Origin of the sequence: Bremerella sp. P1, assembly GCF_028748185.1 — a bacterium.
In the GTDB taxonomy this organism is placed as follows: domain Bacteria; phylum Planctomycetota; class Planctomycetia; order Pirellulales; family Pirellulaceae; genus Bremerella.
The window spans coordinates 5940050-5958701 of sequence record NZ_CP118164.1; the positions used below are offsets into that span (position 1 = coordinate 5940050).

12 protein-coding genes are annotated in these 18652 nt (G+C 54.0%); 5 read left to right on the plus strand and 7 right to left on the minus strand.

All coding sequences use genetic code 11. The annotated features are described in order from the left end of the window. The first annotated feature begins 259 nt into the window (after window positions 1–259). Complete coding sequence (locus PSR63_RS24260; RefSeq protein WP_274334246.1) at window positions 260–1609, plus strand: sulfatase family protein; 1350 nt, start codon at window positions 260–262, stop codon at window positions 1607–1609. A 57-nt stretch (window positions 1610–1666) separates the two neighbouring features. Here the strand turns inward: PSR63_RS24260 and PSR63_RS24265 are convergent, their stop codons facing one another. The 7 genes from PSR63_RS24265 to PSR63_RS24295 all read right to left on the minus strand — a co-directional run bounded on the left by PSR63_RS24265 (window position 1667) and on the right by PSR63_RS24295 (window position 12264). Next, entirely contained in the window at window positions 1667–3103 is a 1437-nt protein-coding gene (locus PSR63_RS24265) for a sialate O-acetylesterase (RefSeq protein ID WP_274328377.1), read from the minus strand. 89 nt (window positions 3104–3192) lie between these two features. Continuing rightward, on the minus strand, window positions 3193–4593 hold the full coding sequence (locus tag PSR63_RS24270; RefSeq protein ID WP_274328378.1) for a sialate O-acetylesterase: 1401 nt from the start codon (window positions 4591–4593) through the stop codon (window positions 3193–3195). Window positions 4594–4818: 225 nt separating this feature from the next. Beyond that, entirely contained in the window at window positions 4819–6198 is a 1380-nt protein-coding gene (locus PSR63_RS24275; protein WP_274328380.1) for a DUF1552 domain-containing protein, read from the minus strand. A 90-nt stretch (window positions 6199–6288) separates the two neighbouring features. Next, a complete protein-coding gene (locus PSR63_RS24280) occupies window positions 6289–7731 on the minus strand; it encodes a sulfatase family protein (RefSeq protein WP_274328382.1) in 1443 nt (480 codons plus the stop codon). A 69-nt stretch (window positions 7732–7800) separates the two neighbouring features. After that, the gene (locus PSR63_RS24285; protein ID WP_274328384.1) at window positions 7801–8784 is read right to left on the minus strand and encodes an alpha/beta hydrolase; all 984 of its coding nucleotides are present in this window, start codon (window positions 8782–8784) and stop codon (window positions 7801–7803) included. Between the two features lie 44 nt (window positions 8785–8828). Next, window positions 8829–10223 (minus strand): sulfatase-like hydrolase/transferase, encoded by a 1395-nt coding sequence (locus PSR63_RS24290; protein ID WP_274328386.1) that lies wholly within the window; start codon window positions 10221–10223, stop codon window positions 8829–8831. Between the two features lie 82 nt (window positions 10224–10305). Beyond that, window positions 10306–12264, minus strand: a complete 1959-nt coding sequence (locus PSR63_RS24295; RefSeq protein WP_274328387.1) for a DUF1592 domain-containing protein — start codon at window positions 12262–12264, stop codon at window positions 10306–10308. Between the two features lie 326 nt (window positions 12265–12590). Here PSR63_RS24295 and PSR63_RS24300 point away from each other — a divergent pair, with 326 nt between their 5' ends. The 4 genes from PSR63_RS24300 to PSR63_RS24315 all read left to right on the plus strand — a co-directional run bounded on the left by PSR63_RS24300 (window position 12591) and on the right by PSR63_RS24315 (window position 18449). After that, entirely contained in the window at window positions 12591–14030 is a 1440-nt protein-coding gene (locus PSR63_RS24300; protein WP_274334248.1) for a sulfatase, read from the plus strand. A gap of 359 nt (window positions 14031–14389) precedes the next feature. Continuing rightward, window positions 14390–16042, plus strand: a complete 1653-nt coding sequence (locus tag PSR63_RS24305) for a DUF1549 domain-containing protein (protein ID WP_274328389.1) — start codon at window positions 14390–14392, stop codon at window positions 16040–16042. Between the two features lie 59 nt (window positions 16043–16101). Continuing rightward, the gene (locus tag PSR63_RS24310; RefSeq protein WP_274328391.1) at window positions 16102–17400 is read left to right on the plus strand and encodes a DUF1501 domain-containing protein; all 1299 of its coding nucleotides are present in this window, start codon (window positions 16102–16104) and stop codon (window positions 17398–17400) included. Window positions 17401–17456: 56 nt separating this feature from the next. Beyond that, a complete protein-coding gene (locus PSR63_RS24315) occupies window positions 17457–18449 on the plus strand; it encodes a WD40 repeat domain-containing protein (protein ID WP_274328393.1) in 993 nt (330 codons plus the stop codon). Window positions 18450–18652: the final 203 nt, after the last annotated feature.

An 18652-nucleotide genomic window follows, 5' to 3' on the forward strand; every position in this document is an offset into this window, starting at 1 on the left:
CGATTAGTGGCTCTGACGATTGAACGCGGATAGAAATGATGCGTCATGCCACAGGGCATCCGTACGACTTGCGTATGAAATGTGTCGAGACTGCTACTACCGCCTTCGGAGCGTATAATCGCCCCCCCCAACAAACATCTTTAGCTCGCTGGCTTTGATTGTGCCGGTAGCCATTTCTGTTGATAATAGCCCGCAGACACTCCAATTGCTTATTTAGGGAAACAGTTCATTGATACCTACCCGCGCGACAAGAACGCTTCTGCTTTCACTTTACCTGTTATTGGCTGCCTCCATTGTACCCGCGTTTGCCGCCGACAAGATGAATGTCGTCGTGCTGTATGCTGATGATTGGCGGCACGACACGCTCGGTGTCGCCGGCAACCCAGTGGTAAAGACTCCCCATATCGACCAACTTGCCTCTCAGGGTATTCGTTTCACTGAGAACTGTGTGACGACTTCCATCTGTGGGGTCAGCCGGGCCAATCTCTATACCGGGCAGTGGATGTCACGGCACGGGAACCGTGGATTTGGAATGTGGAAGACGCCATGGGAGCAAACCTACTTAGGCTTGCTCAAGGCCAATGGCTACTACCTTGGCCATGTTGGCAAATGGCATAACGGTGGGATTCCTCAGGATAAGTTTGACTTTGCGGTCGCCTATCATGGTCGACACTGGTACGAAACCAAAGAGTACGGTCGAATCCACGTCACCAAACGCAATGAAAAGGACGCGTTGAAGTTCCTCAGAAATCGTCCTGAAGACCAGCCGTTTTATCTCACGGTCTCGTTCTTCGCGACCCATGCTGAAGACGGCCACAAGGACCAGTACCTACCTCAGCCCGAGTCGATGGAACTATACAAGGACGTAGCGATTCCCGTGCCGCCGAACGCAACGCAAGAATCTTGGGAACGCCTGCCTGATTTCTTCGACGAGAAGAACGAGGGACGCAACCGCTGGCATTGGCGTTTTGATGACGAGGCGAAGTATCAGCGGATGATGAAGAACTACTTCCGTCTGGCGAGCGAGGTTGACTCGACTTGCGGCGTCGTGTTGAGCGAACTAAAGAAACAGGGCGTTCTCGACAATACGCTGGTGATCTTTACGACTGACAACGGCTACTACCACGGCGAGCACGGCTTGGCGGACAAATGGTACCCGCACCAGGAGTCGATTCGTGTGCCGTTAATCATTGCCGACCCACGTATGCCGAGCAGTAAGAAGGGAACGATCAACGAGGAGTTTACGCTGAGCGTCGATCTTGCCCCAACGATTCTGGCCACGGCGGGCGTGGAGGCGCCCCAGCGGATGCAAGGACGAAATATTGGTGATCTTTACCTGCCAGTTGTGGATGAGAAGCCCGCAGCTTGGAGGAAGGAGTTCTTCTACGAGCACCCAACGCTACGCAACAAAGATTTCATCCCGGCATCCGAAGCACTGGTCCGCAGGGACTGGAAGTACATGTTTTGGCCGGAGGATAATGTTGAACAACTATTTGATCTGAAAAACGACCCGCGCGAAGAGAACGATCTCGTGAGCGATTCGGCCCAGGCGAAGAGACTTGCCGAGATGCGCAAACGATTTAACGAGTTGAAGGAGGCCGCAAAATGAGAGCCTCCACAAAGGGTAGAACATGACATGACCAGGGCACCATGTCATGATGACGCGTCATGGTTGGTCGTTTTCCGGCTTGAGCAATTTGAGCATGCCTTTGCCAAGAGCCTCGCCAACGAGCATGTAAGTTTCGGCATTTTGGTTGTAGTGAAAGCCTTGATTCTTAGGCGACCTTTCCGGGTCGCGCCAAAAGTCGCGAGTCTCGACCGTCAGCACATTTCCCGTGAATTCGGGATACTTGCCTTTTTCGCCGCTGACGGCGAGTTGGGCTTCTGCGACAATCTTATGCGGCCCTGACATATTCCAGCCTTCGAACCCAATGGTTGCGATAACAAACGGAGCTTTCGGAGCATCAAACTCTTGCCGTAACGTTTTGATGAGGTGGACGAGGTTTTGCTCGTAGCGGCTGGCGTATGGTTCGCCGCCGTCCTTGTGACCCTGCCACCAAACGAATCCAGCAATCTCGTAGCCGCGTCCCTTCCAGTGGGGAAACTCCTTGTCGAAATTGTTCAGAACTTGGTGGACCTCGCCGAAGCACTCGTCGTACTGTTTGCCGGCGTACCAATTGATCGGCTGGGGTTTAGTTCCCTGCTCCCACTTGGCAGGCGAATCTTTGTAGCCGGCGTAGACTTGCCCTTCGTACTCGAACTGGTCACTGCCGGGCGGCAGATAGTCCCAACCCAGCGATCGGTTACCTTGCGACGCCTTGAGGATCAGCACGGGTTCGTCGTGGAAGTTGCCTATGACGTGTCCAAAGCCCAGTTCTGGGCCGATTTTGTTGGACCCAGCGCCGCAGTCTACGCTTAGCCACTTGTTCGCTGTGGCAGTCACCACGCCCTTGTACCAGACATCGTCACGCGCTGCCCATTTGCCGTCGTCGTCCAGCAGGTAAGGAAACTTTCCATCCTGGTTCACGATGGTTGACAGCGTGCCTGGAATGTCAATTCGGGCGATCCAGCCCAGTCCATTGGCCTGATCGGTCAGGTAGGTAACCTTGAAAGGGACCTTCTCTCCAGCGGTGAGCTTGATGTGCGTATGGACAGCGTCTTGGCCGAGCTCTCTTCGATAGACCTCGCTGCCGGCGACTTCCATGATGTTGTAGGTCGATCCGCCGTAACCGGGGCGAAGCTCATAGATGCCGGTCGTCTTCATTTGAATGAAGCCCCGGACGATTTGAGTCCCGCCGCCTGGATAAGGCGTGGGATGAACACCTCCAAACTTCTCAAGCTGGATCGTATTGGTGGGGTCCAGCTTGTCGTAGTTTGCCTCAGGATCGTATTCGCCTGAGTAAACGGAGACGACCGGTTCGATGAACTCGGAACCCCAGCGGCTTCCTCCGCCAGTAACCTGACCGATGCCAACCATATTCGATTGGCCAGAAAGGATGTAAACCTTGACCGGTTTATCGGCGGCTGACGACGATACCGGCAACCACGTCAAAGCCATTACAAGCAGGAGATTCAAGACAACGTAGGCCTGTTTGAGTGTCATCGATGTGCCTGTGGTAATAGCTTGATAGTGACTTGTTAGTAAACTGACGGGGCATATGAATAACCAATCGCGAGCGAATGGTCGGCCTGTCACTCGCCGGCGCGGAATATCAATGCTGGTAGGCCATCCTTGTTGAACAGGTTCGCCCACGTCGAATTCTTGTCCCATGCGTACTGCACGGAGACCGGTTCAGGCACATTCTCGCTGGAAGCGACTACCGTGTCGCCATCGATCGTTGCCTGAGCCCAATGGTATTTGCCGTCTTTCCCCGCCACGGCGAATCCTTGCAAGCCATCGCCATACTTCGTCGCCAGTCCGTTACCGACGTGGTTGAATTGAACACGAATCTTGTTCCCTTCGACCTTGTGCGAAGCGTAAATCGGACCATAGATTTCTACGTCTTTTCCATAGGTAAAGCCCAACGCCACCTGTGCCGCCCGGTGGCCATAACCAGATTTGTTTCGTGGGTGAATACCCGAACCAAGATCGCGAGCAGTGACCATAGCCGTATTGGGATGATTCATAATCCCCACGTGGTGCGCTCGATAATCTCCGGCGTTACCCTGCTGAGGCGTCGCAGGCAGCGTGGTGAAATCTTCGGCCATTCGGTTCGTCGGATTCGACTTATCCCAAGCACATCCTCCGCCACTTGGCTTTTGCACGTATATGAAAGGGAATTCACCTTGGCCCCAGGTATCACGCCACCCGCCGATCAGCGCGCCCATCGTCGTAAACTGGTCGAGGCCCTTGATGGCCGTACCCGATTCGCCCTGATCCCACAGGACGCCGCGGATGCCGTAGGGTACTACTGGCTGAATGTGTTGTTTGTAGAGGTCCCCGCCTTTGGCCGCTTTGTATTCCTTGGTCTGCTTGTTGTTGGCCAGCATCTCGTCAGTCAGCCAGCGACCCGATGGTGTTCCACCCACTGCTCCCAAGATGAGACCGACCGGTATGTCGAGATCTTTTTGCAACTGCTGACCGAACGCAAATAGAATCGCCGAAAAGCCGGGATTCGTTTTCGGATTGGACTCCTGCCAATTCCCTCCCTTGCCGCGGCAGAACCTCAACTGTGGATAGGTTCCCGCCGCGAGTTCGGCAAGCACTTCATCATTTTTGGCGTAGCCACCCACGCCGCCGGCCATATTCGACTGACCCGAGCCGATCCAGACGTCGCCGACCAGCACGTCCTTCAACTCGATCGTGTTCGACCCTTTGATGTTGAGGACATACGGCCCACCAACCTTGAGCGGCTTGAGCTTCAAGCTCCACTTACCATCGGCATCCGCCTTCGCTTCATGTGACTGGCCAGCAATGGAAACGACGATTTCTTCGCCCGGCTCGGCTGTGCCCCAGACGGGCGCCTCCATGTCGCGTTGCAGGACCATATGGTCACTGAATAAGGGAGGAACTTCGACATCAGCGAAGACGACAGACGAAAACGACGTAACAACGAGCAGCAGGGCCGCGGATAGCAAATGACGAAGTTGCATGATGAGGTTCTCACTTTTGGAGCGTTATAGGGGCGATTGACACTATCGCATTGTTTTAAGTGGTTTTCCGATGACTTGGCAATTTCAGTGTGCTGGCGGAAGCATTCATTTCGAAGGGAAGACAAGACAGCGATGCGCTCAATTACCGAACAGCCTGCATTGCCGATTGTGAATGGCGATGCAACTGGCAGACCTGTGGAATTTGCCTCTTCGGTTCGAGCTTAGTCAGGTCTTTATTTCGTCAATCTGCTTGGTTGCGATGCCAACTGGGCGATCCAGCGGCACTCCTGCGGCTGATAGCAGAGTCGTTAGCAGGTCGCCTTGGTTGCCCTGAACGTTAGGCAGGAAGCGGCCGGTATTGATCGAACCGCCTCCCTTACCAGCGATGATGAATGGCAGGTTCTTGCGGGTGTGCCTGTCACCGTCTTCCAGGCCCGAACCCCACATCATGATACAGTTGTCGAGCAGTGAGCCGTCACCTTCCTTAAGGCTGTGCATCTTTTTCACCATGTAGGCAAACTGCTGGATGTTGAAGGCCGTGATGGCGGCGACTTTATTGACCTTTTCCGGTTGGTTGTTGTGGTGCGTTGTCGAATGATGCTTATCCGAGAATCCCAGTTCGGGGTAGGAGACGCCGTTAGGTGTCGAACCGATGTATGTGCAGACCCTGGTGGTATCGGTTTGAAATGCCAGGACATTCAGGTCACACATCACCTGCATGTATTCGCTTCGTTTGTCACCCTCAGGGATCTTGATCTCAATGGGTGGCGAGTCCGTGTCGTTGCGTCGGCTAGTTCGAACGCCTGCCTTTTCAAGGGCGGCCTCCTTTTGACGAATTTCGATCGCCGCGATTCGGCGTTCCACGGATCGCACGCTATCAAGGTATTCGTCCAGCTTTCGCTGGTCGTTGGATGGCAGCGTGCGGCGGAAATCACGTGCACCGCTGAGGACCAAATCCAACATGCTTCGGTCAAGCGGACTGGATCCGGTCGATGACTGTCCACCTTGTTCTTTCTTATTAAACAGACGATTAAGCACATTGCGTGGATTGATCTCGGCGGGGACTGCTTGGGTCGGGGAACGATAGCTACAGTGCGAATAGTAGGCTTCGTTCAGCCCGGCCTGGTTTTCTTTCCAGGTCTGCGGCATGGTGGCGAGTTCTAACGACGGCAGCGTGGTGAATGCTCCCAAAGCATTGGCGGCGATCTGATCGGCAGAGATCGAGATACTGATCTCACCGCGACGGTCTGGGTCGGGCAATGCGGCCGTGAGCCACGTCGACAGTTCGAGCGCGTGAGGCGCGCCTTTGAAGGGACCGTTGGAGACTCCGGAGATTCCTTTCATCATCAGGCATTGATCCAGAATCGGCCGCAGAGACTCTAACGCAGGGGGGGGCGATGTCAGGAAACTTTCGGCGTCGGCAGGCCAGAATTGATCCATGATCACACCGTGCGGCATGTACATGAAGCCCATGCGAACCGGTGGCTTAAACGCCTTCTTTTCGCTTGCCTCCGCCCAACCCATGGTATCCAAGAGCGGCAAGGCGAGAGCCATTCCCACGCCTTTCAGGCAGGCGCGTCGGTCAATGAATCGGTTTTCACTCATGGGAAGGCCTTTTCCGAGGAGTTGTATCCAATAACGGGCTGTCATTGGATCGAGGGAAAGTCTCGTGGACAGTTAAAGCATTATCGCTGTTCAACGGGATGAGTTCGAATACTTCTTTTCAATCTTTTTGCGAAACTCGGCGTCGGTGAATGGATCATCTGTCTGCTTCTGCCAGTCGGATAATGCGTGTGTGAGTCGCTGCTTTTGATTTGCAAACGCGGGATCGTCGGACAAATTGACAAACTCGATGGGGTCTTCAAGTAGATCGTAGAGCTCCCATTCTGGTGGGTTCTCGAGACGCTCCATGGCTTGCCGGGCCGGATGATCGGCCGCAAGTTGTTTTGCGAAAACAGGGGCCTGGTCTCCATCAATGGAAGGTGAAGCGGACAACTTCCCGGCACGTATGTTGTGAATCAACTTGAATCGCCCATCGGTAATGGCTCGTCGCGGAAAGAAGGGGGCAGCGCCATGATAGTGGAACTCGGCACCTAACGTCTTGCGCCAATCAGCAGAGTCCGAGGCCGTCAATATAGGCCGAAGCGAGTGGCCATGGAGTCGTTGTGGCATGTCGACACCAGCTGCGTCCAAGATCGTTGGGTAGATATCGACACTCCCCACGAGGCGTTTCGAGACATGGGGTTGTGAGACACCCGGCCAGCGAGCCAAAAAGGGCACACGAAGGCCAGCTTCATAGCAACTCGTCTTACCACGAGCGAAAGGAGGTCCATGATCACCCAGGAAAATGATCAATGTATTATCCCATTGATTCGTTTCCTGCAGCACTTGCATCAGCATTCCGATGGCCGCGTCGATACGATGCACACAGTTATAGTAGCCGGCAATTTTCGTGAGTTGTTCAGGTGAATCGATCTGCTGCCAAGGCCAGGCAGGAACGTCTTCCGCCGTCACAACCGACTTGGGTATTCCTTCGACCTGATCAGGGAAGTATTGCGGTCCCTGGCCGCCACCTGGCTTACGCCGTCGAGCAACGTGCGGATCAAACACGTTTAACATCAGGAACCAGGGCTGGTCATTCGATTGTTTAATGAATTCCCGTGCGTACTGCACTTGCTTTTTGACCTGCCGGCTTCCGAACCCATTTCCTTGCCGCATGTCGAACTGGAATTGTTTTTCCGGATTCACGTGCAGTTTGCCGATGATGCCAGTGCGATATCCGCTTCGCTTCAAAACATTTGGCAGCAACGCATCATACAGATCGGGATGTACCTGAAATCCAACGTTCGCGTTTGCCAATCCATAGTGGCCGTTTCCGTGTGGGTATAGGCCTGTGAACATCGTGGAACGCGATGGACTACAGGACGCCTGGCTCACATACGCGGTTTGAAACTGAACCGATTGCTCAGCCAACTGGTCCATGTTCGGCGTTCGGGCGATCGGATCACCGTAGCACGAGAGTTGAAGTCCCAGGTCGTCGGCGGTGATCAACAGGATATTGAGTTGGTCTTCCGCAAGACTAATGCCGGGGCACAGAAGCAGGGTGAAAATGGCGATTCGAAAAAACAATCGAGACACAGGGACTAACCTCGTTGATGGGCGATGGGCATAAGGTTCACGCAGCGAAGGGAGGCGTTCTCACGGCGTTTATTCGAGTTCTCGCGTCAACGAGGGGGCGTTCTTCGGTTCTGAAATTGCTGATTCGCCATTCAGGTAGCCAAGTCGAGTTAAATACTTATCAACGCGTTGAGTAGTGACTTCGAGCCAAGGAGTATCATTGAAGAAACCGTGCCCCTGATCAGCAGCCCACCACAACTCGACGTCAAGGCCGAGTTCTTTGGCCTTGGTCGCATATTCAACACCATGTTTTGCAAGTCCGTCGTCGGTGCCAAAGAATATGATCGCTGGTGGTGCTTTCTTGTGTAGGAAACGTGTCGGCGAGATGGCCTTGTTAATGGATTTCCCCTCTCCGTCAGTAATCTCCCGATCGAGCAAGGTGAGGTCGAGCGCCAGATTGAAGAGTACCATCGCGTTGGGAATCGCAGAAATAGAAGGATCGTCACTCTTTGCGTTGAAGTCAGGTACAAGCGCCGTTGCTGCGGCGAGATGACCACCAGCGGAGCCGCCTCCAGCGATCACCTTATCAGGATCAATGCCAAGGTCACCTGCATGCGCACGCACCCAGCGAATAGCGCTCTTGGCGTCCTCCACACAAACGTCGGGAGTAGTCTTGTGGGTTCCGAGTATTCGATATTCCGCACTTATGGCAACCATGTTCCGACTGGCAAGGTATGCGGACTGCCGGGCAAATTGCTGAGGGGTTCCACCTTTCCATCCACCGCCAAAGAAGAAGACGATACAAGGCCTGTTCCTGCCGGACTTCTCCGGCGACCAGATATGGAGCTTCAGATCACCCTGCGGAGTCGATTTGAAAACTTGCTGCTCAGCGCGAACGACCGCGTCGGTGAGTTGCGGTTGCCGGTCCCAGCGACTCAGCCGCTTTTGGGCTCTGGCGTTACTTTGCTCTTGGGCGATGATTACGCCGGGCACGGTTAACACCAAACCAGCGATCAAACCGAGAGTTGCCAAGGCGAGGGCAGTGCGGCGAATGAGGTGAATTAGATTTTGCATGATGTTTTACTTTCGTGTTGGGCGATTACTTGCTTTGATACTCATCACCGCGGCCAGCCGCCGGGCTGCTCAGTCGCCGTAAGCTGTGTATCGGCATACCACGTCTTCAGTCGCTTCAGCATGGCGGCCGTTTGCTTAGGTTCCTCGCCAGCAAGATCGGTCGTCTCGGACGGGTCTTGTTCGAGACGGTAGAGTTCTACCTGTTCGTTCTCAAAGCTTCCCTTGCGGGCCTTAGGGTGATGGACGATCAGCTTCCATGGTCCGTCGCGCATGGCCTCGTCACGATTGCCGCTGTTGCTAAGTGACGCCCAAAACAGTGGACGCTCTGGGAGCGGTTTCTGCTGGAGGAGAAGAGCTGAGAGATCAATACCGTCGAGCGGGCGATCTGCGGAATGCTCTAGCCCGGCCAGCGACAGCAGAGTGGGCATGATGTCAAGCGTGATGGCAGGATCATTGCACTCGCTGCCTGCTTTGATCTTGCCGGGCCACCACGCGATGAATGGAACCTTGTGGCCTCCTTCATAGACGCTGCCTTTGTTGCCACGCAGTTGTTTGCTGCCACTAGGAAAATCGTAGGCTGCTGCGCCATTGTCGGAAAAGAAAAGCACAAGTGTCTTGCGATCCAATCCAAGGCGGACAAGCTGTTCGCGAATCAGGCCCACACCCTCGTCGATGGGCAGCGTCATGCCACGGTACTTTTCAACGCGTTCTTCAAAGTTAACAGGCTTCCAACGTTTCCAACCTTCTTCTTCCGTCCTTCGAATGGGATCGCCGCGTACTTGGACCGGATTGTGGATAGCCAAATGCGGTATGTAGAGACAAAAAGGGTGGTCTCTATTCCGCTCAATAAAATCCAACGCATATTGGTTGATCAGGTCGGTAACGTATCCTTTTTCCTTCGTCTCTTTGTGGCCGTGCCACCAGTCGTGCTCGTTGTGATCGCCGACGTGACTGATGAAATCGATATTGCCGCTGTGGTAGCCGATGAACTCGTCAAATCCGTGATTCTGAGGATGGTAGTCTTTGGAATTGTGTACATAACCCTGATGCCATTTACCAATCAAGGCAGTTCGATAGCCGGCAGACTGAAGCATCTCCGCAAAGGTCACTTCGGACGTCTGCAGGCCTTTCAGGTGTTCGGGATGCTCTCGCACTGGATGAATCACTGCTTCGATCCCGGCTCGTTGTTGATAACGCCCAGTCAGCAACCCAGCCCGCGTTGGTGAGCAGACCGTGCCCGATGAATGAAAATCGGTAAGGCGCATTCCCTCGGCGGAAAGACGGTCGATTTCTGGCGTCTTGAAGTAGGGATTTCCAAAACAACCGACCCCGGCATAGCCCATGTCATCCACCATGATGATGACAAAGTTGGGGCGTTCCTCAGCCGCGGCCAGCGACGCGGTTAGAAAAAGGACCAGCAAGCAGAGTGGGTGTTTCATGTTAAGTATATGATAGAAATCGAAAAACTCTCAGCACCAAAACCATGTTCATGTACGGCCGCGCATGATGGGGTCATGGAACTTATTCTTTGACTCGGCGGTGGGTAAACAAGTAGCTCGTGATGACCTCTCTGATGATCGTCGACATTTTGTAGTCGTCTTCGGCGATCTTGACCATCAGTTGATCGATCACGACCTCATCATATCCTTCTAGCTGCCGCCCAAGTGCGTATGCCATCAACCTTTCGGTGACGTTGCGAGCCATGTCGCCTTCTCGCGTGGCCAATAGCTCTTTCAATTCTGCCGGGTTGGAAAAGCTTTCGCCCGTGGGAAGCGTGCCTGCGGAGTCAATCGCGATGCCTGTGTTGTTCTTGTTGCGCCAGCGTCCGATCGCGTCGAAATTCTCCAGGCCAAAGCCAATCGGATCCAGAACCTTATGGCAGTTGGCGCAAGTGGCTTCTGATTGGTGCAGCTCGGTCCTTTGACGTAGAGTCAATCCCTCGAAGCTTTTCTGCTCCTGGTCTTCGAGTTCCGGGACGTTGGGCGGAGGTGGTGGAACACGTTCTCCGAGAACCTGCTCGAGAACCCAAACGCCTCGCCGAACAGGGCTGGTCCGATTGGGAAACGACGTGCTTGCCAGCGTGGCCGGCATGCCGAGGATACCGCCTCGGTTGGCGTTGTCTAACTTGATTCGTCGCATCTTTGGGCCAGTTACGGCTTGCTGTAGACCATACAACTCAGCAAGGGGCTCGTTCACGAAGGTATAGTCACTGTCCACGAATCGTAACACGCTCTGGTTGTCGTGGACGATACTCTGAAAGAATAGACGAGCTTCTTCGATCATCGCATCACGCAGCGCCGGTGACATTTGTGGGAACAGCTCTGGATCAAACGTTTGATTCTTTAACTCGCCAACTCTCAGCCATTGCGCACCAAATCCGTCGAATAGAGCTCGCGATCGTTCATGCTGTAACATTCGCTCGACCTGAGCTCGCAGAACTTCCGGCTTGTGCAGTTGACCATTGTCAGCAAGCGCGGCGAGCGTGGCATCTGGAGGGGCGGACCACAGCAGATAGGACAACCGGGATGCCAACTGAAAGTCATCCAATGGTACGACTTCGGCCTTCGAGTCGACTTCCGACGCTGGTGTAATAAAAAGAAACTGCGGAGAGACGAGGATTGCCTTCCACATCAGGCTGAGCGACTCGGTATAGTTCAGCTTGTTCTCGTGGCCGAGGTCAAAGATGCTAACCAGGACATCTAGTTCTGTATCGGTAGGCGGCCGACGGTAGGCGTCGCGAGCCAACGACCGCGCGACTTCCCGAGCCGCGGCCCGCAGATCAGTATCCTTGGTTGGTAACTCGCCGAATAGGCGTTTCTGGACGTCAGTGGGCGGATCACCCTCGGGGGCAACGATCTGATCGACAACTTGGTTCGCAATCGTGAGAAACAACTCAGACTGTAGTGGTGAAATCGAGTTCAGATAGCCCTCACCAACGACCTCGTCAGGCAGGCTGGCTGTAATTGACGGGGAGACGCCGTAAAGGTCGTGAAGCGTGTTGGCGTACTCTACTTTGCTCAGGCGACGAAGTACGAAGGGGCCGGGGTCGCGTGGGGCCAGGAACTTGAGCTTGCCGATCCACTCGACGAACTGGCGGCGCTGTTCCTCGGAAGGGATCTCATCCGCATACTCGGGCGGCATGTCGTGCACTTTGACGTTTGCTACGGACTTCTTCCAATGTATAGATGACGACGTAGCACCAGGTGTACTAAGGGCAGATTGAAGATTGATGCCAGCCTCGGGACGAGTGTTATGGCAACTGATGCAGTACTTTTTGACGAAGGGGCCAACCTTTTCTTTGAATGTCTTTTGAGCATCGGCCCGAAGCGCTTCTTCGCTCATGGGCTCTGCACGACACAGTGAAACTAAAGACAACACCAGGCCGACGCCGATTGCCAAACGCAGCATCGTGTGAGCCGGTGAAAAGTTCGTACCGAGCGACGGACGAAATTGTTTGTCATGCAGGTAGGCTGTTCTCATGTCGTGGATGGTTATCCGTATCAGACGAGGCGAAGAATTCCAAGGAATTCATCTGGCGAGATTGTGGAGGGCTGTGTGGTGGGGATGCTGGTCGTAGACCCAACACCAGAAACTTATCTTCCACTTTGCCTGTGTCTGGGGCAAGAATAATCTTCGCTGAGCCACTCGGTTCGGGGGTGCGGCTAATCTCCATGGTGTTTTCGCAGGGACTCGATTCCGGTTGTGCGGTTGGGTTACTATGGAGTTCGCCGCCCTCCTGGGTATTCCCTTTTCCCAGCGAAACCTCTTCGAAGGCCATCATGAAATCCGTCCATTCTGCTTTTTTGATTCTCTGTACGCTGGTTGCTCTGCTTCTCCACGGCTCGCCTGTCCAGGCCGCTAACCCCAATGTGTTGTTTATTGCCGTGGATGACTTGGCTTGCACACTAGGATGTTACGGAGACGTCGTTGCGAAAACGCCGAACATCGATCGATTAGCGGCCGCGGGAATCTGCTTTCGGCGGGCCTATAACCAGTTGCCGCTGTGCAATCCGACGCGTGCATCGGTGATGACGGGACTGCGTCCCGATCAGATCAAAGTGTATGATCTCGATCGTCATTTTCGTGACGAAGTGCCTGATGTGGTGACGCTGTCGCAGGCGTTTCAAAAGGCGGGTTACTTTACAGCACGTGTCGGGAAGATCTATCACTACAACGTGCCAGCTTCGATTGGAACCGATGGCTTCGACGACCCTCCTTCGTGGCACCGAACGGTCAATCCGAAGGGCCGCGATAAGGCCGAAGAGGCGCAGATCTTCAATGCCGAGCCCCATCGCAAGATCAGCGCGGCCCTCAGTTGGCTAGCCGCCGACGGGACTGCCGAAGAGCAAACCGATGGCATGATCGCCACTGAAGCGATCAAGATCATGCGGGAAAGGAAGGACGAACCATTCTTTTTGGGTGTCGGCTTCTTTCGACCGCATACCCCTTACGTGGCTCCCAAAGAGTTCTTCGAGATGTACCCGCTCGATTCGTTGCGCCTGCCATACGCCCCGGAGAACGACCGCGACGATATCCCCACAGCTGCGTTCGCCCATAATTGCCCTGTGCCGAACTATGGCCTCGATGAACCGACCTTACTAAAAGCTACGCAGGCCTACTATGCCTGTGTGTCGATGGTAGATGCCCAGGTCGGACGACTGCTTTCTGCATTGGATGAGTTGGGTATCGCTGAGAATACCATTGTTGTTTTTTGGAGTGATCATGGTTACCACCTGGGCGAGCACGATGGCATCTGGCAGAAACGTACGCTGTTTGAACAAGCGTCTCGAGCTCCGTTAATCGTTCATGCTCCGGGACAGCAAGGGCAGGGAGCCTGCGGTCGGATTGTAGAGTTCGTCGATATCTATCCGACGTTGACCGATCTGGCGGGTGTCGATGCACCGGATAATCTGGCGGGTCGTAGTCTGCGTCGCTTGATTGAGGATCCGCACGCGCAGTGGGACGGCCAAGCCATCACCCAAGTCCTGCGTCCGGCCGACGACCGCCTACCGGAGATGGTCATGGGGTGCAGTATTCGCACCGATCGTTACCGCTACACCGAATGGGGCGACGGCAAGTATGGTGTCGAGCTATATGACCATCACGCCGATCCTAGCGAGTTCAACAATCTGGCTCAGGATCCTGACAAGGGAGCGCAAGCCGTGATCGCAACGCTGCGCAGTCAACTCAGAAAGAAAGCTTCAGGAAAGACGCCCACCGTGCCTGTGAACCCCGCTCGGCTGTAATGCCGCAGTACTCCTTCCGCCAGCGATCAAGCAAACGCTCGGTTACACCGATCGCCTGGTCGAACTGAGAAATTGTTTTCTCGTTGTAAGCACTGTATCTTCGAGTAGGCAACTCAGACGAGCGCGACGATGAGCGTCACACACGGCACATTTTGCTTAAGCTCCTTATCTTTCCAGGTGGCCGCGTCGAAGACGCGAGTTTAAGCGACTCGTCATTTCGTAATATTTTTATGGAAACTTTTTGCGGAATTTGCTACATTGCCACCAACGGTTAATCCTTCCTGCGCTTCTTCCCCTCACATCCCTTCCACAACTCGGTCGGCCCCTCGCCGATTTCCTCATTTCCCGGGTTTTGAATCATGGCACTGGCTCGTCACTGCGCGTTGCTGATGCGCTTCGTATGTTTCACTCTCGTGATCACCTTCATTGAATCGAACGTCCCGTCTGTCATTCGTGGAGCCGATTTACTGCCGGAGGAACGATCGATCGCCGAAGTGGTCGATCACTACATTTCGGAGCGACTTAAGCAGGAAAAGATCGAGGCAGCCCCGTCGGCCAATGACGCTAATGTACTTAGGCGGACAACACTCGATCTGGTTGGACGCATACCGACCAGCGGCGAAACCGCCAGCTATCTCGCGGATACCGATGAATACAAGCGGCAGAATTTGATTGATCGGCTTATCGGGTCGCCAGCTTTCGTTCGGCACCAAGTGAATGAATTCGACGCCTTACTGATGCCAGGCAATAAGAGCAGCTTGCGTGAGTACCTGTTGCCGGCGTTCACTGAAAATCGGCCATGGGACCAGATGTTTCGGGAGATGATGCTTGGGCGAGAGGATGACCCAGAGCAGAAAGGAGCGCTCCAGTTTGTGAAATCCCGAGTAGGCGATATCGACCGTTTGACGAATGATGTCAGCGTTACTTTCTTCGGCGTCAATGTAAGTTGTGCTCAGTGTCACGACCACCCGGATGTGTTCGAATGGAGTCAAGATCGCTTCTACGGCATGAAGTCATTCTTCAACCGTTCCTTTGAAAACGGAGGCTTTCTCGGCGAGCGTAATTATGGGTTGGTTTCGTATCAGACGACTGACGGCGAGGCACGCAAAGCCCAATTGATGTTCTTGACCGGCACGGTGCTAGAAGAACCGGAGTTTGCTGAGCCAGACGACGAGGCCAAGAAGGCAGAAAAGAAGAAGCTGGATGAGTTAAAGAAGCAAAAGCAAGCTCCTCCTGCGCCCAGTTTCAGTCGTCGCGAACAATTGGTCGAGATCGCCTTGAAGTCAGGCGAAAACAATTACTTCGCCAAAGCGATTGTTAACAAAGTGTGGAATCGATTCTTTGGATATGGACTGGTGATGCCTTTGGATCAGATGCATCCCGAAAATCCATCGAGCCATCCAGAATTGTTGGAGTGGCTTGCTCGCGATCTCGTTCGGCACAAATTCGATTTGACCCGGCTTGTCCGTGGCATTGTTTCGAGCGAGGCGTACTGTCGTTCCAGTATATGGCCAGGAGATTCTCGACCCGATCCAGATATGTTCGCAGTAGGCAGCGTACGACCTTTGACCCCTTTCCAATATGCGACGCTCTTGCGCGTGGCGACTGCCAATCCAGACCTACTTGGCAACGATCAAGAGGCAGGAGATACAGAATCGCGCTTGGATAACCTCGAAAACGCAGCACGCGGGTTCGCCCGTGAAATCGAGTATCCCGGCGCTGGCTTTCAGGTCAGCGTTTCCGAGGCTCTGTTGTTTTCCAACAACGAACGAGTGCGCAATGAACTGCTGCGGGATTCCAATGACATGCTCATCGGAAAATTGAAAAAGATTGATGACACGAACGAAATAGTACGTGTTGCCACCATGTCGATCTGGAATCGTTTGCCTGATCCAGACGAAGAAGCGGCTTTGGCCGCATACATTGAAACTCGTTCGGACCGTCGCGACGAAGCCATTGGTCAAATGGTCTGGGCCATGTTGACCTGCAGCGAGTGTCGATTCAATTACTAACCGCATAAAATTGGGCAACCAGGCTGGCTTGCCATGGCATTTGAGTCAGGAGAATGACTATGTCGAAACGACGCAATTGGTTTTGCGGATCTGATGAACATCGAATTAGCCGGCGCGGATTCCTAAGCACGGCCGCAGCAACCGCCGGTTCGATGTCTGCCTTGAATCTACTGCGCGAGCCAACCTTAGCTGCCGAACTGAAGAAACAAGATAAACGCGTCATCTTGCTCTGGCTGGCCGGAGGTGCGAGCCAACTGGAGACATGGGATCCGAAACCGGGACGTCCGACCGGGGGGCCTTTTGCTGCGATCCCGACTTCCGTGCCCGGAATTCACATTTCCGAATTGATGCCCAAGATGGCTCAGCGTATGGAGGATACGGCAATCATCCGCTCTCTAAACACAAAAGACGGATCACATGGTGGCGGGGCACGCATGATGCACCTTGGAAGACGCGACGAAGCGACGGTCAAATTTCCTGATTTGGGCGCCGTATTGGCCCGCGAACTGGGAAGCGTCGATAGCAAAGTGCCGGACAATGTTTCCTTCTATACCGCGACCGAAGGCCGAGGGAACGCCGTGGGACAAGCAGGCTTCCTGGGCGCTCGCTACCTGCCGATGTCGCTGACGACAAACTCAAAGCCTGACGATCTGGCGCGTCTGGAATCGATCTCGGAGCTGGATCACAAACAAAGGCACGACTTGCGAGAGCTATTGAGTAACAGGTTCATCGAGTATCGACATTCCGACAGCTTACGAAGCCACAACGAGGCGTATTCCCGCGTACGTGGATTGATGGCCAGCGACAAACTTTTTGACATCTCGGAAGAACCACAATCGATTCGCGATCGTTACGGTCCATCACTTTTTGCCGAACAATGCTTGATCGCGCGGCGATTGGCCGAAGCCGGCACGCCGTTTGTAAAAGTCTCTCGTGCATGGTGGGATAGCCATGGACAGAACTTTGAAACTCATCTGGAACTCGTATCCGAGCTAGACCACGTCATGTCCACGCTGTTGGACGACTTAAAGCAACGGGGCTTGCTTAAGAAAACGATGGTCATCACATTGGCCGAGTTCGGCAGAACGCCCAAGATTAATGGCAGCTTAGGACGCGATCACTTTGCGAGTGCTTGGAGCTGCTCGCTATCTGGCTGCGGGATCAACGGTGGTATGGTCTACGGTGCTACTGACGAGGATGGTCAGACCGTAAAAGATGGCGAGATCGACGCCGGTGATTTGTTTGCCACGATTTACGAAGCTCTGGGCATCGACCCGCATACGGAGTACTACGTTGGTTCTCGGCCCATTCCACTGGTGCATGAAGAAGCGTCTGCGGTGACAGAAGTGCTCGCGTAACCCGGGCGGCGATAGGAAATGATGAATAACAAAGAGACCTCCTTTAGGCAAGACGCATGACAGCCGATGCGAACAATCTGAAAGTAATCAAAGAAATCTCACGGCGGGATATTTTGTTTAGCGTCGTCGCTCTCAACGAGACGGAAGTCTTTGTGGGTAGCTCGGATAGTAAGGTCCATCGACTCAACACCGAAGATGACAAAGCCGAAGCAAGCGAACTGTCCGGGCATACGAGTTATGTCACTGGGCTGGAACGAGTTGGTGATCGACTCGTCTCCGCAGCCTATGATGGCAAATTGAAATGGTGGGATCTGGAAAAGAAGACCGAGATCCGGAGTGTCGATGCGCATGCCAAGTGGATTCGCCGCACAGCATTGTCACACAATGGAAAACAATTGGCCACGGTCTCCGACGATATGGTCTGTCGCGTATGGGATGCTGTCAATGGTAAATGTGTGCACGAACTGAAGGGGCATCAAACGGTGACGCCCAACCATTTTCCATCCATGTTGTATTGCTGTGCCTTTAGTCAGGATGATCGCTTCTTGGCAACGGCTGACAGAATTGGTCATGTCGTTGTTTGGGATCTTCGGTCCGGCAAAGAAGTCGAGGCGATCGAAACGCCTGAAATGTACACTTGGGACCCCAAGGCTCGAATTCATTCGATTGGTGGCGTGCGAAGCTTGGCGTTTTCTCCCGATGGCAAGCAGCTGGTCATCGGCGGCATGGGGCACGTAGGCAATATCGATCACCTTGGTGGGAAAGCGCGGTTCGAGATCTTCGACTGGGAAAAGGGTGAGCTGCTACATCAAGTGACGGATGATTCTTACAAAGGTCTCACCGAACGCCTCGTGTTCCACCCTAGTGGAAAGTGGTTTATTGCCGCAGGTGGCGACCATTCCGGGTTCGTCAAATGCGTTGATGCAACCACGGGCGAGACGATCACAGATAGTAAAGCTCCTTCGCATGTGCATGATATCCGACTGGAAAACGAGCAGGGGAAACTCTTCACGGTCGGCCATGGCAAGATCATGATTTGGCAACTTTAAATGACTGCTACTTCAAAGCTGAACGCAACAGGTCAATCGTACGCACATCAGCCATAAGAATCATGTAATTCCGTGGGTGTGCATTGCTTATGGATTCTACCTGGTCGTGTTTTGTATCCGTGGTCCGTTTGGCCCGGGGATCTTTGTTGTTCGCAAAGTTTTACTTTTGGGGCCGAGAAGCCCCCCCGCGAACTGGCCTCTTC